The sequence below is a fragment of the Pseudomonadota bacterium genome, assembly GCA_023229365.1.
Taxonomy (GTDB): Bacteria; Myxococcota_A; Polyangia; order JAAYKL01; family JAAYKL01; genus JALNZK01.
In genome coordinates this window covers 1-22670 of the sequence record JALNZK010000053.1, presented here as the reverse complement: position 1 = coordinate 22670, position 22670 = coordinate 1, and the positions used below count along the sequence as shown (strand labels likewise).

Below are 22670 nucleotides of genomic sequence, written 5' to 3'. Positions count from 1 at the left end.
GGCAGATGACGACCCAATTGATCATGCGGCGCCTGGGCGCCGTCTTCGCGGCGTGGGCCGCAGTCTCGGCGTGCGGCGGCGAGCCCGACCAAGCCTCGAGCAGGAGCCGGGCCGACGAGCGCGGCGCGGCGAGCGCGGCGACGGAGAGCGAGGCGAAATCCCTCGACAACGAGCTCCGGGAGCTCGAGGCCCGCACCCGCGCGGCGAGCGGCAGGGGCGACGTCGGGGAGGCGGCCCGCCTCGTCGCCCTGGGCCTCGCGCTCGCGGCCGAGGGCGGCGCGGCGCGGGACGTGGCGCGCGGACGGTTCGTGCTGCTGCGCGGCAACCTCGCGCGGCACGCCGGCCGGAACGTCGACGCGCGGCGCGACTACGCGGACGCCATGGCGCTGTTCCGCGTGCGGGCGGACGATCGCGGCCGCTTCGAGGTGTACCTCGCCGAGGCCGAGCTCGAGGAGCTCCAGGGCGACTACGCGGCGGCCGAGCGCCAGCTCGCCGAGGCCGAGACGCTGCTGCCGAAGATCGACGACGACCGGCTCCGCGGCGCGTACCAGATCCGCCTCGGCCGCCTCGCCTTCGTCCGCGCGCGCTATCCCGACGCGTGCGCCCTGTACGTCGACGCCGCGAAGTCGTTCTCTGCGGCCCACGAGAAGCGGGACCAGGCCGAGGCGCTCCTGCTCCTCGCCGCCGCCGAGGACTCCCGCGGCGAGGCCGGGCTCGCGCGCCGGACGCTCGACAAGGCGCTCGCGATCTTCCACGAGACCGGCGACAAGGACGGCGAGGTGCGGGCTCTCCATAGGCTCGCGGGGTTCGCGCATCGCGACGGCCAGGTCGCCAAGGAACGATCGCTGTTGACCCGGGTGCGCGCTCTGTACGATGAGTTGGGCCGACGCAGCGACGCGGTCAAGGTCGAGCGGCAGATCGCGTCCCTGCCGGAATCGAGCAAGTAGGATCCCGCACATGAACGGATTTCGAAAAACGTCAAGGCTCCTCGCGCTCTCCCTCGTCGCCACGCTCTCGGCGGCCGCCCACGCGGGGCCGGGCGCGGCGAGGACCATCGCCGTCGAAGACGTGAAGCCCGGCATGAAGGGGTACGGTCTGACGGTCTTCTCCGGCACCGCGCCCGAGAAGTTCGAGGTCGAGGTCGTCTCGGTCGTGCCGAACTTCCTCCTCAGGCAGAGCATCATCCTCATCCGGTGCTCCCACCCGATCGTCGAGAAGGCCGGGATCATCGGCGGGATGAGCGGCTCGCCGATCTACCTCGAGGGCAGGCTGGCGGGCGCGCTCGCCTACGGCTGGCACTTCCAGAAGGAGCCGCTCGCCGGCGTCACGCCGATCGGGAACATGATGGAGGTGCTCGAGCGCAAGTTCCGCGGCGCCGGGAAGCGCACGCCTTTCTCGATGACGGCCGCGCTGCCGCCGTTCGACGCCGCCTCGCGGCACGGCAGGGTCGCCTACGAGACGCTGCACGAGAGCGTCGCGCGCGACGGCGGCGGCCTGTCTTACTCCGCGACCCCACTGTCCCTCTCCGGCTTCCTCGGCGCGGCGCAGCGGATGCTCGAGGAGGTGCTCGCGCCGTTCGGCCTGGATCCGACCCAGGGCGGCGGCGGCGGGGGCTCGGCCGGGGATCCCGGCGCTTTCGTGCCGGGGGGCGCCATCGGCGTGCAGCTAATCCGCGGCGACATGAGCGCGACCGGCATCGGGACCGTGACCCACGTCGACGGCGAGGACGTCCTGGCGTTCGGACACCCCATGTTCAACATGGGCGAGGGATCGCTGCCCGTGGCGACGGCCCGCATCCACACGGTGATCGCATCGCTGGCGCGCTCGAACAAGCTCGGCAGCCCGCTCGCGGAGCACGGCGCCCTGCGCCAGGACCGGCAGGCCGCGATCTCGGCGCGGACCGACGCCCGCGCGCCGATGATCCCCGTGAAGGTCCGCGTCCGCGACGACCGGGCCAGGCGCGACGCCCTGTACGAGGTGGAGGTGGCCTCGCACAGGATGCTCACGCCGAGGCTCGTGCACGCGGCGCTGGTCAACATCATCATGAACGCCGCGTCCGACACCGAGGACGTCACGGCGGAGATCGAGGGGACGATGCGGCTCGAGGGCCGCGCGAAGCCCGTCACGCTGCGCGACGCCGGCGCCTCCCGCAAGGGGCTCGCGTCGCTCGCCACCTACTTCCGGCCCGCGGGGCTCGTGGGCGCCGTGATCGACAACCCGTTCGAGGACGCGCGGATCGAGTCGCTCGAGTTCGACGTGCGGCTCTCCTACGGGCTCGAGGTCTCCACCGTGATCGCCGCCTACGTCACCGCCGAGAGGCCTGCCGCGGGCGAGACGATCTCGATCCACGTCAAGCTGCGCTCCTACGGCGGCGACGAGCGGATCGCCTCGTTCCCGCTCCGCGTCCCGGACGTGCCGGAGGGGACGAGCGTGACCGTCGACGTCGGCGGCGGTGACGCGATCGTCCCGCCGATGGGCGCGCCGCAGAACCTCGAGGACCTGCTCGCCAACGTCCAGCTGTTCTTCCCGGCCAAGTCGATCGTGGTCGGCACGAGCGTGCCGCGGGAGTGCGTCGCGCTGCGCGGCCGGGTGATCGACCGGCTGCCGGACTCCGCGGCCGCGGCCCTGAAGCCCGTCCTCGGGGCGGATCAGGTCGAGTCGTACCGCGCGGTCTCGTTCGAGACGTACCCGGCGGCGCACGTGGTCGCAGGCAAGGAGACGATCACCTTCCACGTCGGCCCGCGGAGGAACCGATGACGCACTTCTTCACGAGATCGCTCGCCCTCGCCTCCGCCGTCGCCGCGCTCGCGACGCTCGCCGGCCCGGCCGGGGCGGCCGGCACGCGCATCTGGGAGCTCGCGGGATTCGACGAGCTCGACAAGGGCGAGGCGCGCGGCACGCGGATCTCCAGCCGCGGCGAGGTCACGCTGGGCAGCCGCGCGGTGAAGATCGAGATCGGCGAGATCGGGCTCGTGTGGAGCGCCGTGAAGAGCGACGACGGCGCGGTCTACCTCGGCACCGGCTACGACGGGAAGATCTTCCGGGTCGACGACGGCAAGGCGGTCGAGATCGCAAAGACCGGCCAGCTCGTGGTCACGGCGCTCGCGCTCGACGCGAAGGGCGATCTGTTCGCCGCGTCGCTGCCGGACGCGGTGATCTGGAAGATCCCGCGGCCTTCGGAGGTGCACGGCGGCGAGCCTTTGACGGCGGTGAAGTGGGCGACCTTCCCGGACGAGGTGAAGCACGTCTGGGCGCTCGCCTTCGACGCAAGGCGCCGCACGCTGTACGCGGGCACCGGCCCGACCGGCCAGATCTACGCCGTCGGCGCGGACGGGAAGCCGACGCTGTACCTCGACACCGAAGAGGAGCACGTCCTCGCGCTCGTCGACGCCGGGCAGAACCGCCTGCTCGCGGGCACGAGCCCGGGCGCCCTCGTCCTCGAGATCTCCGGTCCCGGACGCTCGGTGGCGCGCGCCGACTTCGACGCCACGGAGGTCCGCGCCCTCGCCCTGCGCGGGGAGACGATCGTCGCCGCGGTCAACAAGTTCTCGACGCCGCCCCCGGTCCCGAGCAAGCCGACGCAGCCCGCACCCGGCGCACCGACGACGCCGCCGCCCAGCCGCGCATCGCGCCTCGGCGACGGCGCCATCGTCTTCCTGCACCCGTCGGGGCAGGACGAGCGCGTCTTCGAGCGGACCAAGTCGCACGTCAACGCCCTGGCCGTGGACCGCGGTGGCGTCGTGTACGCGGCGCTCGCCGCGGACGGCAAGATCGTCTCCGTCGACGCGGGGCGCGTGACGCACACCGTGCTCGATCTCGAGGAGCGCCAGGCGCTCTGCCTGCTCGCCGGCGACGGGCTCGAGCTCGCCGGCACCGGCGACGCGGGCTCGGCGTACCTCGTCCAGGCGACGCGCCCGGCCGAGGCGATGTACTTCACTCCGCCGCTTGACGCCGAGTCCAAGGCGCGGTTCGGCGTCCTCCAGTGGTTCGGCGACGGATCGCTCTCGGCCAAGGCGCGGTGCGGCAACACGCTCACGCCGGACAAGAGCTGGAGCGACTGGTCCACGGACGTCCCGAGCGGCGGGCGCGTGCCGTGCGGACCGAGCCGCTACGTGCAGCTGCGCTTCTCCTGGAAGGCCGATGTCAGAGCCTCCCTGCGCGCGCTCGAGCTGACATACCAGCAGGCGAACCTGCGCGCGGTGATCACGGAGCTCAACCCGGACTCGCCGTTCTTCGCCACCGGCAAGGGGAAGCCCGGCGGCTCGGACGCGGGCCCGCAGGCGAGCACGCGCGCCGTCGCGGCGGAGCCGTCGGCGAAGAACCCGCTCAAGCTCGAGCTCTCCTGGAAGACCGACAACCCGGACAACGACGAGCTGCGGTTCACGCTCTTCTACCGCGCCGTGAACGAGAAGCCGTGGCGCCCGATCCTCCGCGACGACGAAGTGCTCACCAAGCCGAAGTTCACGTGGGACACGGAGACCGTGCCCGAGGGGCGCTACGAGGTGAAGCTCGTCGCCGACGACACGCCGTCCAACGACCCGCGCGACGCGCTGAGCGACGAGATGATCTCGGTGCCGGTGCTGATCGACAACCACCAGCCGCAGGTCGTCGGGCTCGCCTTCCAGAAGGGCGAGATCCGCGGCCGGGCGATCGACGGGTTCTCCACGATCGCGGCGCTCGAGATGTCGGTGGACGGCAAGCCGTGGTGGCCGCTCCGCAGCGACGACGAGATGTTCGACGAGCGCGAGGAGTCGTTCGCGACGCCGCTGCCCGCGGGGCTCGCCAAGGGGCCGCACGCCGCGGCGGTGCGCGCGATCGATCGCGCCGGCAACTCGGGCACCGCCGAGATCCACTTCGAGATCGAATGACCGCGCGCGTCGACAGCCTTCGCGGCGCGCGCGTCGGCGTCGCCCTCTGCTCCGGCTTCTTCGGGTTCTTCCACCACGCCGGCGTTCTCGAGGCGCTCGCCGCCCGCGGGATCCGGCCCGCGCGGATCGCCGGCAACAGCGCGGGCGCGATCGTCGGCGCCATGTACGCCGCCGGGCTCGAGCCCGCCGAGATCTCGCGGGAGCTCCTCTCGGTGCGCCGCGCCGACTTCTGGGATCCGGGCTGGCCGTTCACCCGGAGCGGCTTGGGCTTCCTCGCCGGGGAGCGGTTCGCGGCGCGGCTCGCCCGCGCCCTGCCCGTCCACGGGTTCGCCGAGTGCCGCACGCCCTTGGCGGTCGGCGCCTACGGGATCGACGACGGCCGGACGCGCCACTTGGGCGAAGGCCCCCTGGTCCCGGCGGTGCACGCGTCGTGCGCGGTGCCGTACATGTTCCAGCCGGTCGAGATCGGCGGGCGCCGCTACTGGGACGGCGGGTTCGGCGAGAAGACGCCGCTCGCGCCGTTCATCAAGGCCCGCGACGTCGATGCCGTCGTCGTCTCCTACCTGCCGCCGCGCGACGCCGCCGCGAAGAAGCGCCGCGGGGCGCTCGCCCTCCTGCCGAGGCTGTCGTCGCTCTTCGCCGCCGTCCCGGCGGACGAGCGGCTCGAGCGCGATCGCGCGGCCGTCGCGATCCTCAGGGAGTCCGGCGTGCGCGTGCTCGTGCTCGGCCCGCCGCCCGTGAGGCTCGGCCCGTTCTCCCTCGAGCGCGGCGCGGAGGCTGTGCGCGCGGGCCGCGAGGGCGCCTCGAGCATCCTCGACTCCAAGGGCGACGCGCCCATCGGCACCGAGTGGCTGGCGTAAGCGCCTTGGTAAACTGGAGCAGTTGGTTTGGCTGCCGGAGCCAATGGGTTGGCGAGCTCGATCCTTCGAAAGGCAAGCCGTCGTAGATCGAAAAGCGCGCCGAAGCCTTGGCGAAGGTGGCCCGGTTCGGTATGGTAAATCTTCACACTGTGTGGTGTGAAAAATCAACACCCCGCCGAATGACTCGGAGCGATCTTTCGCGGGCGCCGCCGCGAAGCCGGTCATCCGCCATCCGGGTACTCCGCCGTCCGGTTCGGGCGGATCCGTGTCCACACACTCTCCACCGTCCGGATCGTCGCAGCCGCAGTCGGGAGCGGGAGACGATCGTCGATCCGAAGAGCAGCCGGCAAATACGGTCAAGAGGACCACTGTCGCCAACAACCTCAGCGTTTCCATGTCAGCGGCCCTCCCCGTGTTCGTCTGCTGAAAAGATATCTCGACCAGTCGATTCTAACGCGGCACATCGCTATTCGCACCTCGTCAGTAGAATCTCCATATGGCGCACGACCGGACTTGGGCCGCCGAACCGCAGTGGATGTCACAGGTGTACCCGAAAACAAGATGGGAAAATCGACGCGCGCCGCGGGCGCTCCTACTTCACTTCCTTCAGCTCCAGCCCGAACTCGTCGACGAAACAGGACTTCACTCGACCAACCGCATTTCTGCCCGGCCGCCGGAAATTGTAAATTGGAAGGTTACGACACCTTCTCCCAGTCCGGCATCGGGTGCAGCCCGACCTGCTTCATGGGCGTGCGCCGCCGTTCGTCTTCGTACCGTCGGGCACGCTCCCGCACCTCCGTGGTCTCACAAGTGACGTGCTTCAGTTTCGCCGCAGGGCGCGAATGTGGGCGCACGCCGACCTCCTTCGGCGCCGCGAGCGGCATCAGCTGCGGCATCGGCTTGCTCCACCACCAGATGCCGGGCTCGTCGAGTTCCTTGATCGAGCACAACGCGCTGTCGCGGACACGGACCGTGAGATCACCGATCTCGCTGTCGTAGAAGACAAACACCTCGCCGGCCACCCGCCCGTTCCGGTTCGCGATGACGTACTTCCCCGGCTTTGTCGGCCGATCGCGCGTCCAGCGCCCGTTGAGGAACGCCGTCCACATGGCCGCGACCGCCGACTGGATCGGCTTCCCATTCTCGAACGCGCGCACCTCGATGCGTCCCATGGCCACCTCCTCGCGATCTCGGCCGTCTGCAGGGAAAGGTAGGGATGGGATGGGACAGGAAGTGTCCGAGGGGGAAGACTGGGTTCAGGGCGGCAATCTGAGAGCCTGAAGCCTTGTCAGCCGCGCGCGCGCAGCATCATCCGCACGGCCTTCCTCACGAACTCCTCTTCCTCGGTCGTCAGCCGGCGCGGAACGCCGAGCCGGCGGAGACGCTGGCGGGCAGCCGAAGCGGAGAGACTGCCGTGCTCCACGTCGGAGAGGGTTTCGTGCAGGCGACGGATCTGGTCGTGTGACAGCGGAACGACGTAGCGGCCGTCGTCTTCGTTAGACGAGACGAACAACGCGAACTCTGCTCCGACGCGCAGCTCCACCGAACCGCCGAACGCCGGATCGACCCGCTTCGGTTCATACACAGTCGTCGACTTCCCCTCAACCTTGCGCTTCGTCACGACCACGTCCCACCGGTCCGAGTGCGCGTACCAGGGACGCCAAGACGAGTCCTCCCGGCCAGTTCGTGCCGAGGGCCGTTTCGATGACTTCATTTAGGCCTCCTTCCGCGAGCGTCTAGCCACCACGGTTCGTGTGCAGGCGGTTTCTCTGGATAGTGGCGTTTCCCTCTCGAACCCGTCCACGTCCTCGGCGCTCCGACCACTGCTGAAGGAGTATGGCACCATTGAGACAGGGCGTGTCCGGTTGCTCGCCTCGGCAAGGAGGGCGGTCGAATAGAGCCCGAGTCGCGATGGGGTGCGCGGTGGGCTGGCGATGACCTCGCGATGGCCTCGCGATGGCCTCGCGATGGCCTCGCGATGGCCTCGCGACGGGCTGCGCGATGGGGTCGTTTTCGGCACCGGGGGGGCTACCGGGGTCGTTTTTGGCCCTTTTCCAAGTGCCGTTGTCAGGATCGTAGGGATCGGCGTAGAAGCCGACGTAGTTCGCATCGCAGTAGTCGTAGTCCGAGGTCGCCCTGGCCGCGATCTCGGTGACGTTGGACGGGTCGCAGTTCCTGGACGAGCTGTCGTGGCAGAGGTTCCACTTGTAGCAGTTCGTCCCGCAGGTGCTCGCGTACTCAATGTATCCGCAGGTCGTGCCGGGCACCGTGTAGTACACGTAAGGCAGACCTGAGCGATACACCACCACGTAGTACGGGACGAAGAGATCCTCTGCGCCGCGGGTGCCCTCGGTGGTCAGGTACTCGGTCCACATGTGCCCGCCGAATTCGTCGAGCCACACCTCCCACTTGGTGCCGTCCTCGTCGACGTAGCTCTCGACGAGCTCCGCGAAAACCTTGCCGAGCTCGTAGTCGATGTTCCCCTCGGCATCGACGTAGGGCGCCTCGTCGTACGTGACCACGATCTGGTCCTCCAACGCCGCGTTATCCTCCTGCGCGCTCGCGCTCGAGACGAACCCCATCACCATCGCGACGACCGTCGCGCACACGAATACCTTCATGCGATCCATGTCGCTTCCTCCTTCTTGTTGTCGGCCGCTCATGGCGGCCTCATCCCCTTCGGCCCGGTCCCCTGCCGAGCCGACCCCGTTCTCTCAAGGAAGGCATGCCCTCTTCCCGCACTATCTCTCAAAAAAAAAAAAACAAGCCGTACAGGTGTGACATCACAGGTCGTTCTCAGACGGAGAACCGACGCCGGTTTCAGAGCGAGCCGACGCCGCTACTCGAACAGCTTCTTCAGCTTCGGCTCGTCGGGCTTGGGCGCGGGCGCAGCCTCGGGCTCCGGGGCGACGCCGGCGTCGGCGGCCTCGGGCGCGGGCTCGCCGCACGCGAGGAAGGAGAACAGGATCTCGGAGCCGGTCTGGCTCCGGTCGTCGTGCCACGCCACGCCGTATCCGTCCCCGGCGAACGCGAGCGACGGGCGGCCGCAGGTGAGCGGCTTGTCGTCCGAGACGCGCACGATCGCGCCGAGCGGCTTCCCGTCGCCGTCGAGCCGCGCGAAGAACACCGCGGACCCCATCGGCTCCTTGCTCCCGACCCACGCGAGGCCGTACTCGGCGCCCGCCGCCGCGATCGCGACGTGGTCCGCGGAGCCGTTGAACTCGAGCTGCCGGGTCAGCGTCGGGGCGTCGCCCTTGGTCGGCACCACGGCGAAGAAGATCCAGAACCTGTCGCGCGGGTTGTTCTCCTCGGGCGCCGCGTTTGTCCAGACGACGGCGAACCCGCTCGGCGCGGCCACGACCTCGGGGTTGCGGGAGACCCCCGCCATGCCGGAGACCTTCACAGGAGCGCCGACGAGCGCGCCGGCGTTCGACACGCGCTGTAGCAGGATCTCGCGGCCGCCCGCTAAGGACGCCGACCACGCGACCGCGTACTGCTCGCCGTTCCAGGCGACGCGCGGATCCTCGATGCCTCCCCGCGCGACGACGGTCGGCGGCGGCTCGACGATCTCGCCCTTCCTGTCCGGAGGCGGCAGCATGCCGTCGGAAAGGAAGTAGAGCACGCCCTTCTCCACCCACGCGACGGCGCCGCGCGGACCGCCCGCGGCCGCGGTGGCGCGGCCGGCGATCTCGGCGGGACCCTTCCCGTCTGCCGGGAGGCGCATCGACTTCACCGCGGAGTCGTCCATCCACACGACGTGCGTCTCGGCGCTGTCCACGGCCAGGGTCTGCTCCTTCGCGACGCCGTCGTGCGGCAGCATCTCCATCGGCGACGGCGACGCGCCGGACCTGTCGACGCGCACGGTGCTCACGGAGGGGAACTTCCCGCGCATGCCCCACCACGCGATCGTGAAACCCTCGCCGTCGAAAGCGACCACCGGCGAGCTCGCCTCGCCGAGCGCCGAGGTGACGGCGACGTTCGCGCCGACGGTCGGGCTCGGGCAGGTGTCTCCCGAGACGCGGACCGGCTCGGGCGGCGGCGCCTCGGCGACCGGCTGGCGCGTACCGCACGCCGCGCACGTTGCGAGCAACCCGGCACGGGCCATAAGTCCAATGGTTCTCCTCATCCTGTCCTCCGGTCACGCCGAGCGCTTCGCGCGCACGGCTCGAAACAGACTCCCTGATAACTCGTTCCCCTCTCCGACCGCAAGGGACAGCGCCGCTCGCCGGTCCCTTCAGAGCCCGGCCTCGGTGCAGAACTCGACGGCGACCTCGGCGATCCTGACGAAGAGCTCCTCGGACAGGGTGCCGGCGCGCACGACCACCGTCATGTAGTACCCCTCGGCGATGCGCATCGTGACGCTGTCGCGGTTCGAGGCGTAGATCTCCAGGTGCGTCGCGGATCCGGCGCCGAGCCACTCGAGCCGATGTTTCGCCGAGGAGAAGAGCACGCCGTGGTGCGCGGCGACGAGGCGTGCGCTGAAGGGATCCAGGTACGAGTGGTAGTCGATCGTCTCCCCCAAGTCGTCGAAAAACACGGCCGTCTCGAAGCCCTCGCAGACGGACACGAGCTCCGACAGGATCCGCGCGAACGGCGACTCGGTCGAGTCCCGGCACGGAACGGCTGCGTGCTCGTCCGCCATCCGGATCTACTCCGCCTCCCGGGCGGGCGACTCGTACACGAACACCGGGTTCTCGCGCTCGAGCCGCTCGAGCAGCTGCTCGAGGGCGAGACGGCGCTCGGACGGAAGGCGCTCCTCTGCGAGCGTCTCGCGCGCCTCGGCAAACGCCACGTCCTGCGCCGGAAGCTCCTCGATGACGAGCAGCACGTGCCACCCGAACGACGTCGGGAACGCGGGCGAGAGCCCCCCTCGCCCGGGCACGGCGAACGCCGCGTCGACGAACTCGCGGACGAAGCGCTTCGTCCCCTCGGCGAAGGGTGGCAGCCGCTCGATCTTCAAAGTCCTGCCGGCCTCCCGCTCGAACCGCTTCGCGCGCGCCTCGAAGTCGTCACCGTCCGCGACGCCGTCCATGGCGACGCGGATCCTGCGCGCCAACGCCTCGGCGGCGACCGGATCCCTCATCCCGCCCTTGCCCGTCCTCACGACGGCGTGGATCACGCGCCGCTCCCTCCCGTGCACGAACCGCTCCTTCTGCGCCTCGTAGTCCTCGCGCAGGGTCGCCTCGTCGATGGCGTCCGGCGTCGTCCGGTCGCCGATCTCGAGCAGCAGGCTGCGCGCCAGGGCGCGCTTTCGCTCGACGTCAACATCGACGCCCCCCACACCCCGCCGCCCGGCCTCCCGCGCGAGGAGGATCTCTTCTATCAGCGCGTCGAGCGCCTCCCGTGCGGTGAGCCCCGCGTCCGCGTCCTCCATGAGCGCGCGGACCTCGTCCAACCCGACGGGCTCGCCGTCCACGACCGCCGCGACGCTCGACGCCTCGACCCGCGCCCGCCCCGCCGCCGGATCGCCTCCGCCGCCCGGCGCCGCGCCGCGCCCGCCGTCGCAGGCGATCGGGAGCGCCGCGAGGGACGCGAGCGCGACGAGTTGGAGCGGGCCTCGGCACATGCGGGGAATTCTACAGGTCGCGGCGCTTAAAATGAAGGACGTCTCGCGTCACCGGACGTGGACGAGCGTCCCCTCGGTCTTCTCGACGGGGTGGATCGCCCACCAGCCGTCCGGGACGCGCGGCTCGGTCCACTCGTAGAACCAGCGCGCGTCGATCGGGGAGAGGTTGACGCAGCCGTGGCTGCGGCGGTTGCCGAAGCGGTCGTGCCAGTACACGCCGTGCAGCGCGAAGCTCTCGAAGAAGAACTGCGTCCACGGCACGTCGCGCAGCGAGTAGAGGTTCACCTCCTCGAGCGGCACGCCGGCGTCCGCGAGCTCGAGCGCCTCGTTCGCCTCGATCGCCTCCTCGGTGTTGTCCATCGCGATCGCGGCGACCTTGGCCCAGATGCGGTAGTCTCCCTTCACCGTCTTCGACTTGCCGCCGCGGCCGGTCGACACCAACGTGGCGTACACCGGCGCGTCCCCGGCATACGCCGTGATCACCTGCCGCTCGAGGTCGACGTCGATCCACTTCTCCCGCGCGCCGACGATCGCGGGGCGCGTCGCCGGTCGGGCGATCCGCACGTCGGCGGCCGAGAACCACGCGCCGTCGTCGAAGCGCACGAAGCCGCGCTTCCCCTCCCCCGCGGTCTCCAGCACCTCGATGACGGCGTACCTGTCCGCCTGCGCCACCCGGTGGCGCTTCTCCCGCGACGGCGCGTCGTACGCCCACGCCGTCTTGGCGTTCACCCAGCCCACGGGCCACGGCCGGCCGTCGACGATCTCGACGCCCGAGAGCTCGCTCAGCCGCGACGTGATCCCGGCCGTGCCGCGCGGCACGAGGTTCCCCTCCGCGGTCTTGAGGAACGCCCGCCCGTCGAAGCTCGTCGTACCGGCGACCCCGAACCCGAACCCCTTGAGGAGCTCGCGGACCTCCTCGAGGGCGCCGCCGGCGAACCGGTACTCGATCGCCGAGTCGCGGACGAACGCGTACGGCCACGGCGTCACCTCGCCCTCGGGCACGACGGGGTAGCGCGGCGCCGCGGCGGGCTCGAGGCTCGTGGTCACGCTCATGCCGCAGATCCAGCCCCGATCGTGGACGCGGTACCAGGCGTCGGCGCAGCCGGGCCCGGACTTCCTCCCGAGCGCGGGCAGCCGCGCGCCCCGCATCGCCACGCCGCGGCGCTTGGACCTCGCGTCCGGCTCCCTGCGGATGGTCGCCTGCTCGGTGTCGACGATCACGGAGGCGCACCCCGGCGGATCGCCGAGCACCGCGTCGTACGGCGCGGGATCGATGGGCGCCGGCGCCGCGCCCGTGCAGGGCTCGGTCGGGGGGATCGACACGGTCGTCGCCGACGCGCTCCCCGCCGCGGCGAGGAGCGCCAACGCGCCCGCCAGCGCGGCCCTCCCTAGCGTCCTCGTCCGGTCTCCCGCCATCGTCTCTCCCTCGCGCTCCCAGGAGGAACATACCTCGCCCCGCGGCCGTTCTCCAATTCGCGCAACGATCCCGAACGCGCGGCGGCCTTGACGTGTTTCGAACCACCCGCATACTATTGCCTTCGAGGGAGGTCGAGCGGATGGAGAGCCTCGTTCCCGCCGTGACGTCGGCGATCCTGTCGGTGATGCCGCTGTGGAGCTCCGACGCCGAGCAGGCGCGGGCCGCCTCCTACGCGGAGATCATCGTGGAGGAGGCGCAGGCGGTGCAGCCGGAGATCGACCCGTTCCTGATGGTCGCGATCATCTACCGGGAGAGCAGCTTCCGGCCGAACGTCGCCGGGAAGCGCGGCGAGGTCGGGCTCATGCAGATCTTCCCGTACGGCGCGCTCGTGCGGACCATCAACAAGGGCGTCACCAAGGAGGACCTGAGCGACCCCCGGACGAACGTCCGCGTCGGCGTGAGCCACCTCCTCTTCTGGCAGAACGAGTGCGGGCCGGACGACATGTCCGTTTGGCTCTCCGCGTACAACTCGGGCAAGTGCAAGCGGAACGGCTACGGGAGCCGCGTCATGCGGCTCTACTGCAACCTCAAGCCCGGCGGCTGCGAGGACATCTCCTAGGATAGCTGCTCCTCGGTCCAGATCAAATGAACGCCGGCCTCGCTGTCAGCCGCGCCCACGAGGAGCGCGGCAACGATCCTCCTTCGCGCAAGGCGCTCAGGAGGACGCCCTTCGGGCAAAGCCGGACCTCTCTTGTCTTGGCCGAAGGCCGTGCGCCGAAACGCGTCAGCGCGAAGGCGCATCGTTGCCGCGGGGCTCGACCCCGCGGTCCGTGGGCAGCGAGAGATATTTTCTTGGCGAGTGTAGCGGACCGAGTCGCAGTTATTTAGAGCACGGTGGTTGTGTTCGGTCCGCCATCCTGAGCCTTGTCCTGAGCCTGTCGAAGGGGAGGCCGAAGGCCGTCTCGAACTTGTCCTGAGCCGGTCGAAGGGGGGCGGGGCAATCAGTTCATTGGGCTCACGGGTAGCAGGCGTCGCAGTCGCACATCAGCTGAACGCCTCGACCCGTCAGCGCGTCGATGTTGGCGGCCTGCGCCTCGCAATCGATCGGGTTGTATTCCACGTGCACGACGCAGCCTTCCGCGCACGATTCGTTGCTCACCAACGGAGAAAGATCGGTGATGTCGTTCAACGCGGCGTCGAGCTCGGCGAGGCTGATCATCTCAGGAACTATCCCCAGATCGGAAATATCGTTCGACCTGACATACAAGTTTTCGAGTCCCACTAGAGCTTCGAGCGAGCCGATGTCCGAAATTCCGTTTCCTTCCAATTCTAAGCTCTCCAAGATGGTGAGCCCGGCAAGAGGAGTGAGATCCGAAAAGGCGTTGTAAGCAAGTCCTAACGAAGTGAGCTGTGTCAAACCGGCGATTGGCGAGATGTCGGTGATCACGTTGCGATTTAGTTGAAGAGTCGTCAGCTGTGACAAGCCGGCGAGCGGTGAGATATCGGAGATCTCGTTCAAGCTGAGAATCACCTGCGTGAGCTGGGTGAGCCCGGCGAGCGGCGAGATGTCCCAGATTTCATCTCTTTCCGCCCATAACGTCGTGAGCGCAGTCGCGCCGGCCAGGGGCGAAATGTCATCGATGCTCTGCGTGGAGATGACAAGAAACGTCAGCGAGGTCATGCACTGGACACCCGTGAGATCGGTAACCGTGTAGTCGCTGAAGTCCAGGAACGTCATCGCAGCGACGTCCTCGGCGGGCACGCCGTCGAGGCAGGTGTCCGTATCGTAGCCGTACGCGCCGAGGATTTGGCATACCGCGTCTTGGAGGCCCGGATCCGGGAAGACGAGGAGTCCCTCGCAGACGAACTCCGTGTCCGTCTCCGTGCCGGCATCGGTATCGCTGTCTGAATCAACATCCGTGTCGCCGTCGACGTCCGTGTCCACATCCGTACCCGAATCGCCACCGCCGCCGTCGGGCGCGGCGCCGGATCCACCCGAGCCCCAGCAGCCGCAGGCGAATACAACGAGCACGGACAACGCCAGGGAAAGGAGCGCACCAAGAAATCGTTTCATGGATAGGACGAAGGCCATCTGATCTCCTCGTACCATTGTACGAGTCGCGCGGGTTCGACTCTACGCCTTTCGCTTCCGCTCGATGAAGTACGCGATCAGCACCGAGATGAAGTAGAGCACGATGAGCGGCCCGGCGAACATGATCTGCGTGATCATGTCCGGCGTCGTCATCACGGCGCCGACGATCAGCGCGAGCACGATGAACCACCGGCTGAACTTGAGGAGCTGCTTGTGGTCCACGATCCCCGCGAGCGCGAGGAACACGACGAGCACCGGCAGCTCGAACAGGATGCCGAACGCGAACAGGAGCTTGATCGAGAACGACAGGTAGTCGGAGAGCATGAGGATCGGCGCGAGCTTGCGCCCCGTGTCGCCGCGGCTGAGCGTGTGCAGGACGTACTCGTGCCTGCCGCCCCTCTCCGGCGCGTCCCGCGCCGCGAGCACCGCGTAGCCCGAAGGGGCGTCGGCGGCCTTCTCCCACCCGACCTCGACCATCGCGCCGTCGCGCTTGAGCGACATGATCTCGGGGATCGCGCCGCACTCCCCTTCGTGCCACGTGTAGCGCAGCGACGCCGCCCCCGCCGGGTCCGCCTGCGCGGTGAGCTCCCCGCACCCCTCCCGCAGGAGCTTCTCGAGCGCGAGGTCGACGAGGCTCGGCTCCTCGTGCGCGGCGGGCTTCACCTCGCGGCGCGCGTCCGGCGAGGCGGCCTCGATCGGCGCCCGCGCCTCCTCGACCCCGGCGTCGGACGCGACCTCGACCCCACCGTCCGCGCTCCCGCCGTCCGGCTCCGCGGGCGCGATCGGTGCGCGCGCCGTCGCCTCAGCCTCCGCGGGCGCGATCGAGGCGGGCGGCTCCGTGACGATCGAGACCGTCTGCTCCTCCGGCGTGCCGCCCGCGGCGAACTCGAGGAAGAACTGGATGCCGATCGGGAAGACGAACGCGTAGCAGAGCGTCGAGCCGCCGAGGAACAGGAGCGACGAGACGAAGACGAACGGGAGGGCGACCTTCCGCTCCCGCTTGTAGAGGCCCGGCGCGATGAACTTCCAGAGGTTGTAGAGGATCGCGGGCACCGCAAGGAACACGCCGCCTATCGCCGACAGCTTGAGGTACGCCATGAACGGCTCGATGAGGCTCGTGAAGCTGAGCGGCTGCGCGGGAGGGAGCCCCTCGACGCGGGACCACGCGGTGTAGAGCGGCGCCTCGAGGAACGCGCGGATCTCCTCGCGGAAGATCCAGCACACGACGATCCCGCCGGCCACGGCGACGACGCAGTAGATGATGCGGCGCCGCAGCTCCTCGAGGTGCTCGAGGAACGTCATCTTGCCGCCCTCACCGCCCATGATCGTCCTGCGGCGGGGCGGGATCCGCCGCCGCCCTCGCCGGCTCCGCGTCGAGAGCGCCCGCCTCCCGCTTGAGCTCCGCGTCGAGCTTCCGCATCTCCTCGTAGGGCTCCGCCGCGGCGTCCTTCAGCTCCTGCGCGATCTCGTCCGCGATCTTCTGCGGCGTGGGGATGTCCCGCACCTCGACCTCGAGCTGGTTGCGCAGCTCCCGGCTCGCCGCGTTCAGCTCCCGCATGAGGCGGCCGAGCTTGTTGAACACCCGGGGGATCTCCTTGGGCCCGAGGAAGATGAGGAAAGCGATCGCGATGACGAGGAGCTCCGTCCAACCGATGCCGAACACGCTGGCCTCCCGCCGGCGCCGCTAGTCGGCGACCTCGATCGCCCGCTCGATCGACGAGAAGCCGTCCCGGACGCGGCGCAGGTTGTCCTCCTGCTCCTTGGAGATGCGCTCCACGCGGGACGAGAGATCGATGATGCGCTCGACCGCCTGCTGCTGCTGGTGGTGCGCGAGGTTGAGCTGGTTGACCATCTTCGAGATGGACTCGATCGCGGTGGTGATCTGCCGCCCGCCCTTCGCCTGCTCCTGCGTCGAGCGCTCCACGTGCTGGGTGATCGACCGCATCTTCTCGGCGCCCTTGATGATCAGCTCCGATCCGCGCGCCTGCTCCCCCGTCGCCTTGGCGATCTGCTGCACGGTCTCGGCGATCCTGTTGATCGTGTCCGTGACCTGCTTCGAGCCCTTGGACTGCTCCACCGTGGCGCGGGCGATGGCGCGCATCATGTTCGTCGACTTCTGGGAGCTCTCGAGGATCTTCTTCAGCGCGCGCTCGGCGTCGGCCGAGACCTCCACGCCCTTATCGACGTTGGAGTTGCCGCGCTCCACCGCGGCGATGGCGTTGCGCGACTCCGCCTGGATCGCCTTGATGAGGTCCGCGATCTCCTTGGTCGACACGCCGGACCGCTCGGCGAGATCCTTGATCTCGTCCGCCACGACGGCGAACCCCTTGCCGTGTTCGCCCGCCTGCGCCGCGATGATGGCGGCGTTCAGGGCGAGGAGGTTCGTCTGCTCGGCGACGTCGTCGATCACGTTCAGGATGTGGCCGATCGCCTCGATCTTCTGGCCCAGGCTGGAGATGACGTTCACCGCTTCCTGGCTCGTGTCCTTGATCTGCTGGATCGCGCCGAGCGTCTTGACGACCGCGTCCGCGGCCCGCTCCGCGTCGCGGGCCACGTTCTCCGAGATGATCGCGGTGTCGTTCGCGTTGGACTGCACCTGATCGATGGTGACGTCCATCTCGTTCACCGCCGAGGACGTCTCCTCCGCCGTGGTCGAGAGCGCCTCGATGTTCCGCGCCACCTCCTTCACGGAGTACGCCATCTCGCCTATCGAGCTGACCGTCTCGCGCACCGAGTTGCCCATCGACGACATGTTCTCGGCGACCTCCTCGTTGGTCGTGGTCATCTCGAGGATGGAGGAGGAGCTCTCCTCGGCCGAGGTCGCGAGCGTCTCGACGTGCACGGCGATGTCCTTGAGCGAGCCGGACATCTCGGCGATCGCCTCGTTGTTGCGCCGCACCGACGTGCGCTGCTCGGCGAGCCCGGCGGCGAGCGCCTCGACCAGATCCCCGGTGGCCTTGAGCTGCGCCTTGAGCCCGCCGGCCATGGTCCGCGTGTTGCGCGCCTCCCCGCGGCAGTCGTCCACGAACGCCGCGAGCGCCCGGCTCGTCTCCGCGAGGGCGCCGCCCATGGGCGCAACCGGCGCGTCCTCGTCCTTGCGCGCGCGCTCCAGCATCCCGGCCAGCCGGCCGAGCCCCCGCCTGAGGAGGGCGCCGGAGATCGCGAGCCACGCGATCGGGACGACCGCGACGAGAGAGACAGCGCCGAGATCGGGCGCGAGGGCGCCCACGGCGAGGCACGCCACCGCCGCCGCCGCCGCCACGAGCTCCAGTAGACCCCGCTTCATTCGATCCACCCCTCCCGCGAAAGCCGAAAAGCCGGACGCGGAACGTACATAATAGCCCGTTTCGGCAAACGTCAAGCGCGCCGGGACCCTCCGCGCCGCACGCGGCCGTTCCCTTTGCCCGAAAATGGGCTAGAATCTCGTCGGCTGGAGAAAGGACGAGAGCATGGAGCTGAAATACAGTGCCGTCGCGTTGGCCCTGGTCGGGATGGTCGTGATCGGCGCCGGCGTCGCGAGGACGGAGGCGAAGGCGGGGGCCGAGGCCGGGCCGGGCATGGAGGTGCCGGAGGCGGACGAGCAGGCGCCGGCGCAGTACGCGGTGAAGCTGGTCACGACCGAGGGCGACGTCGTCGTCGACGTGACGCGGGACTGGGCGCCGAGGGGCGCGGACAGGTTCTACACGCTCGTGAAGCACCGCTACTACACGAACGTCGCCTTCTTCCGCGTGATCAAGGGGTTCATGGCGCAAGCCGGCTTGAGCGGCGTGCCGGAGCTCAACACGAAGTGGCGCGAGAAGCGGATCGAGGACGATCCGGTCGTCGAGAGCAACAGGCGCGGCATGGTGACCTTCGCCATGGCCGGCAAGAACTCGCGCACGACGCAGTTCTTCATCAACTTCAAGGACAACCTCTCGCTCGACGGCATGCGGTTCGCGCCGTTCGGCAAGGTGCGCGAGCCCGGCATGGACGTCGTCGACAGGCTCTACGACGGCTACGGCGAGGGCTGGCCGCGCGGCGACGGCCCGGACCAGGGCAAGATCGCCGAGAAGGGCGCCAAGTACCTCAAGGCGAAGTTCCCGAAGCTCGACTACATCAAGAGCGCGGCGATCCTGCCGTAGATGCCCATGCCCAAGCGAGCGCTGGTCCCGCTGGCCGCGGGGTTCGAGGAGATCGAGGCTTTCACGATCGTCGACATCCTGCGGCGCGCGGGGGTCGAGGTGGTGGTCGCGGGGGTCGCGCCCGGGCTCGTCACGGGCCGCTCCGGGATCGCCGTCAGGCCCGACCGCGAGCTCGACGGCGCGGCCGCGGGGCCGGCGTTCGATCTCGTCTTCCTGCCCGGCGGCATGCCCGGCTCGACCACCCTGCGCGACGATCCGCGGATCATCTCGATCCTGCAACGCGCCCACGACGGCGGCGGCTGGGTCGCCGCGATCTGCGCCGCGCCCATCGCGCTCGAGCGCGCGGGGCTGCTCGCGGGGCGCGAGGCGACCTGCCACCCCGGCATGGCCGAGGAGTTGCCCGGGCCGTCGCGCAACGAGGCGCGCGTCGTGATCTCGGGCCGCGTCGTGACGAGCCGCGCGCCGGGCACGGCGATGGAGCTCGCGTTCGCGCTCGTCCGCATCCTGCGCGGCGACGCCAAGGCCGCCGAGGTCAACACGGGCGTCCTGGCGGCGCTCTGAGAGGGGACGGGGCGAGAGGCGATGCTGGCGCAGCTCAGAGTCCGCGAGCTCGTGCTCATCGAGGAGCTGGATCTCGAGCTCGCGCCGGGCTTCAACGCGCTCACCGGCGAGACCGGCGCCGGGAAGTCGCTCGTGATCGCGGCGTTCGATCTCCTCATGGGCGGGCGGGCCTCGCCCGAGCTCGTGCGGCGCGGCGCGGTCGAGGCCGAGGTCGAGGGGCTGTTCGACATCTCGGACGAGCCGCGGGTCCGCGAGAGGCTCGAGGAGGCCGGCCTGCCCTCGGGCGACGAGCTGCTCGTCCGGCGTGTCGTGCCAGCGGACGGCCGCAACCGGTGCTGGATCAACGGCAAGCTCGCGTCGCTCTCGGTGCTCGGGGAGCTCGCCTCGGGGCTCGCGAGCGTCATGGGCCAGCACGAGCACCACACGCTGTTCGATCCCGCGGTGCAGCTGGCGCTGCTCGACGAATACGGGGTCCCCGGAAAGCTGCGGGCGGCGATGGCGGAGGCCCACGCGCGGCTCGTGGCGGCGAGGGGCGCCCTGGACCGGCTCGAGCGGGCGGCGCGCGACAGGGGCGCGCGGCTCGACTTCGTCCGGTTCCAGATCGACGAGATCGACAGGATCGCGCCCGCCGCGGGCGAGCTCGAGAAGATCGAGCGCGAGGCGGGGCTCCTGCGCCACCAGGAGCTGCTCCTCGAGACCGCGCGGCGCGGCGTCCAGGAGCTGTACGAGGCCGACGGCTCCGTCTTCGAGCGGCTCGGCGGCCTCGCCAAGTCGCTCGAGGAGGTCTCGCGCCACGACGAGTCGCTCGCGCCGGACGCGCGCCAACTCGCCGACGCCGTGGTGCTCGTCGAGGAGGCGGCCCGCTCCCTCGCGGCGTACGGCCGGGGGTTCGATCCGGATCCGGCCCGCCTCGAGGCGCTCGAGGAGCGGCGCGAGGCGCTCAAGCGGCTCTCCCGTAAGCACGGCGTCGACCTCGCGGGCGTCCTCGCGCTGCGCGAAGGGCTCGCGGCGGAGCTCCGTTCCCTCGAGCGGTACGAGGACTCCCTGCGCGAGGCCACCGACGAGGTCGAAGCGGCGCGCTCGCGCGCGGCGGCGGCGGCGGCGGCGCTCACGGCGAAGAGGCGGGCCGCGGCGACGCGCTTCTCGGCCGCGGCGACGAAGGAGCTCGAGGATCTCGCGTTCGCGAAGGCGGCGATGGAGGCGCGCCTCGGGGCCGCGGCGGGCGATCCCGGGCCGGACGGCGCGGACGCCCTTGAGCTGTACGTCGATCTGAACCCCGGCGAGGGCGCGCACCCGCTGCGCAAGGTGGCGTCCGGCGGGGAGCTCTCGCGGGTGATGCTCGCCGTGCGCCGGGTGCTCGCGGGGCTCGGACCGGTCGGGACGTACGTCTTCGACGAGGTGGACGCGGGCGTCGGGGGCGCCGTCGCGACCTCCGTCGGCCGCAAGCTGCGCGACGTCGCGGCCCACCACCAGGTGATCTGCGTCACGCACCTGCCGCAGATCGCGGCGATGTGCGACGCGCACTTCCGCGTGTCCAAGGAGGAGGGCGGCGGGCGCACCGTGACGCGCGTCGGGCGCCTCGGGGCGGAGGAACGGGTCGAGGAGATCGCGCAGATGCTCGGAGGCGAACGGGTGACGGCCAAGATCCGGGCGGCGGCGCGCGAGCTGATCGGCAGAGGGAGGTGACGATGCATTGGAAGGTGCGGCGCGACTTCCTGTCGCGGGTCGAGATCTTCGCGGGGCTCGGGCAGCGGGATCTCAAGGCGGTGGCCAAGTCGTGCGGCGAGGCGACCTACGGGGACGGCGAGTACCTCTGCCGCCAGGGCGAGCGCGGCGTCGCGGCGTTCCTGATAGTCTCCGGGAAGATCCGCGTGGAGAACGAGATGGCGGACGGCGAGGCCGTCGTGCTGGCGGAGCTCGGCCAGGGCGCGGTGGTCGGCGAGATGGCGATCATCGACGGGGACGAGCGGACGGCGTCGATCCGCGCCGTGGGCGACGTCATGGCGCTCGTGCTCACGCAGTGGAGCATGCAGGGGCTGCTCAAGGAGCGGCCGTCGATCGCCGCGTCCATGCTGCCGGTGGTCGTGCGCCGGTTCCGCAATACGACGGCAGAGCTGCGCAAGCGCGACGGCGACCTCGAGCACGCGCGCCGGACCCTGCACGACTGAGCGGGGCCAGCCCCCTCACCCCTTCGGGCCGCCGATGTCGGCGTAGACCTTGCGCAGCGCCGCCGCCGACGCCTCGAGCGCGGCCCGCTCCCCAGCGTCGATCGACATGGCCAGGGTCTTGGCGCAGCCCTCCCGCCCGACACAGGAGAATGGGGTCAGGACCCATGGACCTGTTGCCCGAAACCGATTTCAAGACATCCCATTCCTCAAGCGAGTGTCGGTATCAATCTCCGAATCGGAGAGTCGTCGGCGTCGAGCGTGGTGATCACGACGGCGAAACACGACCCAATGAGCGTGCAGAGCCGCGAGAGGCCGCCGACAGGGCCGAGCGGGCGCCGCACGGCGACCGCCGCCGCCACCATCCGGCTCTTCTGTCGGTACGTCTCATGGAGCGGCCCACAGGTTCCTGTAGACCCTGACCTTCGGGAGCGGTATCTCGCGGAGCATCCGGTTGAAGCGTTCCCAGGTCATCCGCGTCCGCTGGCTCCGGCGTCTGAGCCATCTGATCCATACCCACTCCACCCTGACCAGGATCGTCCGCAACGCCTTCGCGTTGCCGTTGACCCCGAAGTAGTGGAAGTGGCCCAGAATGCGGCGCGTGAGCGCTGCGTGCTGCTCGGGGATCGGCAGAGGAGAAGGGGTCAGAAGGGGTCAAGGGGTCAGGGGTCAGAAGGGGTCAAGACCCATCATATGTCATATAGCGGCGCCACAGACCGATAGCATGTGACAAGTGAAGGGTCCTGACCCCAGTTCCCGGTGGTGGCTCAGCGAGAGCATCTTGCCGTGCGGATCACGGCGCGCTCTCTCCCTTACCCTTGTCAGTCCCGTTGACACGTTCGCCGAAGTCTTCGCTCCGTCCATGTCTCCCTCACAAGGCTCGTACCGACGCGGGCCGCCTTCGCTCCTCCGGGTCCTTGCGCCTCTCGTTCCCCGGACTCTTCGCTACTTCGCAGCCCTCCGACTTCCCCACTCCCGTCGTCCTCGGCTTCTTTCCTTTCGCCTCGGTCTACCTCGACG

At 69.8% G+C, this 22670-nt stretch carries 20 protein-coding genes; 9 read left to right on the top strand and 11 right to left on the bottom strand.

Going from position 1 to position 22670, the window contains the following annotated elements; all coding sequences use genetic code 11:
* Positions 1 to 5 precede the first annotated feature (5 nt).
* From M0R80_18980 to M0R80_18965, 4 genes are read left to right on the top strand one after another with little or no spacing between them, the layout of a single operon-like run.
* Positions 6 to 947: a hypothetical protein gene (locus tag M0R80_18980; protein ID MCK9461719.1), complete on the top strand. Its 942-nt coding sequence runs from the start codon at positions 6 to 8 to the stop codon at positions 945 to 947.
* 10 nt (positions 948 to 957) lie between these two features.
* A complete protein-coding gene (locus tag M0R80_18975) occupies positions 958 to 2757 on the top strand; it encodes a hypothetical protein (GenBank protein ID MCK9461718.1) in 1800 nt (599 codons plus the stop codon).
* Positions 2754 to 4868 (top strand): hypothetical protein, encoded by a 2115-nt coding sequence (locus tag M0R80_18970; protein MCK9461717.1) that lies wholly within the window; start codon positions 2754 to 2756, stop codon positions 4866 to 4868. The genes M0R80_18975 and M0R80_18970 overlap by 4 nt, the downstream gene beginning before the upstream one ends.
* Positions 4865 to 5728 (top strand): patatin-like phospholipase family protein, encoded by an 864-nt coding sequence (locus tag M0R80_18965; protein ID MCK9461716.1) that lies wholly within the window; start codon positions 4865 to 4867, stop codon positions 5726 to 5728. Before M0R80_18970 ends, M0R80_18965 begins: the two co-directional genes overlap by 4 nt.
* A 695-nt stretch (positions 5729 to 6423) precedes the next feature.
* On the opposite strand, the gene M0R80_18960 is transcribed toward M0R80_18965, so the two are convergent.
* From M0R80_18960 to M0R80_18930, 7 genes are all read right to left on the bottom strand, one after another.
* Positions 6424 to 6900 carry a hypothetical protein gene (locus M0R80_18960; protein MCK9461715.1) on the bottom strand — a complete coding sequence of 159 codons (477 nt, stop codon included), beginning with the start codon at positions 6898 to 6900 and terminating at the stop codon, positions 6424 to 6426.
* Positions 6901 to 7016: 116 nt separating this feature from the next.
* Positions 7017 to 7349, bottom strand: coding sequence for a hypothetical protein (locus M0R80_18955; GenBank protein MCK9461714.1), 333 nt, complete (start codon positions 7347 to 7349; stop codon positions 7017 to 7019).
* Between the two features lie 115 nt (positions 7350 to 7464).
* Positions 7465 to 8358: a hypothetical protein gene (locus M0R80_18950; protein MCK9461713.1), complete on the bottom strand. Its 894-nt coding sequence runs from the start codon at positions 8356 to 8358 to the stop codon at positions 7465 to 7467.
* A gap of 209 nt (positions 8359 to 8567) precedes the next feature.
* Positions 8568 to 9854 (bottom strand): hypothetical protein, encoded by a 1287-nt coding sequence (locus M0R80_18945; protein ID MCK9461712.1) that lies wholly within the window; start codon positions 9852 to 9854, stop codon positions 8568 to 8570.
* A gap of 108 nt (positions 9855 to 9962) precedes the next feature.
* On the bottom strand, positions 9963 to 10370 hold the full coding sequence (locus tag M0R80_18940; GenBank protein MCK9461711.1) for a hypothetical protein: 408 nt from the start codon (positions 10368 to 10370) through the stop codon (positions 9963 to 9965).
* A 6-nt stretch (positions 10371 to 10376) separates the two neighbouring features.
* On the bottom strand, positions 10377 to 11294 hold the full coding sequence (locus M0R80_18935) for a peptidylprolyl isomerase (GenBank protein MCK9461710.1): 918 nt from the start codon (positions 11292 to 11294) through the stop codon (positions 10377 to 10379).
* Positions 11295 to 11342: 48 nt separating this feature from the next.
* Positions 11343 to 12710, bottom strand: a complete 1368-nt coding sequence (locus M0R80_18930; GenBank protein MCK9461709.1) for a L,D-transpeptidase — start codon at positions 12708 to 12710, stop codon at positions 11343 to 11345.
* A 140-nt stretch (positions 12711 to 12850) separates the two neighbouring features.
* Between M0R80_18930 and M0R80_18925 the strand changes: the two genes are divergently transcribed.
* Positions 12851 to 13330 carry a transglycosylase SLT domain-containing protein gene (locus M0R80_18925; protein ID MCK9461708.1) on the top strand — a complete coding sequence of 160 codons (480 nt, stop codon included), beginning with the start codon at positions 12851 to 12853 and terminating at the stop codon, positions 13328 to 13330.
* A 396-nt stretch (positions 13331 to 13726) separates the two neighbouring features.
* Here M0R80_18925 and M0R80_18920 read toward each other — a convergent pair whose 3' ends face one another.
* The 4 genes from M0R80_18920 to M0R80_18905 are packed head-to-tail and all read right to left on the bottom strand — an operon-like array spanning position 13727 to position 18089.
* Entirely contained in the window at positions 13727 to 14803 is a 1077-nt protein-coding gene (locus M0R80_18920; GenBank protein MCK9461707.1) for a hypothetical protein, read from the bottom strand.
* A gap of 42 nt (positions 14804 to 14845) precedes the next feature.
* Positions 14846 to 16126: a twin-arginine translocase subunit TatC gene (locus tag M0R80_18915; protein MCK9461706.1), complete on the bottom strand. Its 1281-nt coding sequence runs from the start codon at positions 16124 to 16126 to the stop codon at positions 14846 to 14848.
* Positions 16116 to 16466 carry a twin-arginine translocase TatA/TatE family subunit gene (locus M0R80_18910; protein ID MCK9461705.1) on the bottom strand — a complete coding sequence of 117 codons (351 nt, stop codon included), beginning with the start codon at positions 16464 to 16466 and terminating at the stop codon, positions 16116 to 16118. The genes M0R80_18915 and M0R80_18910 overlap by 11 nt, the downstream gene beginning before the upstream one ends.
* A 21-nt stretch (positions 16467 to 16487) precedes the next feature.
* Complete coding sequence (locus M0R80_18905) at positions 16488 to 18089, bottom strand: methyl-accepting chemotaxis protein (protein MCK9461704.1); 1602 nt, start codon at positions 18087 to 18089, stop codon at positions 16488 to 16490.
* A 163-nt stretch (positions 18090 to 18252) separates the two neighbouring features.
* Here M0R80_18905 and M0R80_18900 point away from each other — a divergent pair, with 163 nt between their 5' ends.
* Genes M0R80_18900 through M0R80_18885 form a run of 4 tightly spaced genes read left to right on the top strand, consistent with a single transcriptional unit; the run spans position 18253 to position 21653 of the window.
* Positions 18253 to 18924, top strand: a complete 672-nt coding sequence (locus M0R80_18900; GenBank protein MCK9461703.1) for a peptidylprolyl isomerase — start codon at positions 18253 to 18255, stop codon at positions 18922 to 18924.
* Positions 18925 to 19485 carry a DJ-1/PfpI family protein gene (locus M0R80_18895; protein ID MCK9461702.1) on the top strand — a complete coding sequence of 187 codons (561 nt, stop codon included), beginning with the start codon at positions 18925 to 18927 and terminating at the stop codon, positions 19483 to 19485. It abuts the gene before it with no gap.
* A gap of 21 nt (positions 19486 to 19506) precedes the next feature.
* Positions 19507 to 21171, top strand: a complete 1665-nt coding sequence (gene recN / locus M0R80_18890) for a DNA repair protein RecN (GenBank protein MCK9461701.1) — start codon at positions 19507 to 19509, stop codon at positions 21169 to 21171.
* A 2-nt stretch (positions 21172 to 21173) separates the two neighbouring features.
* Positions 21174 to 21653 carry a cyclic nucleotide-binding domain-containing protein gene (locus M0R80_18885; GenBank protein ID MCK9461700.1) on the top strand — a complete coding sequence of 160 codons (480 nt, stop codon included), beginning with the start codon at positions 21174 to 21176 and terminating at the stop codon, positions 21651 to 21653.
* The last annotated feature ends 1017 nt before the right edge of the window (positions 21654 to 22670 follow it).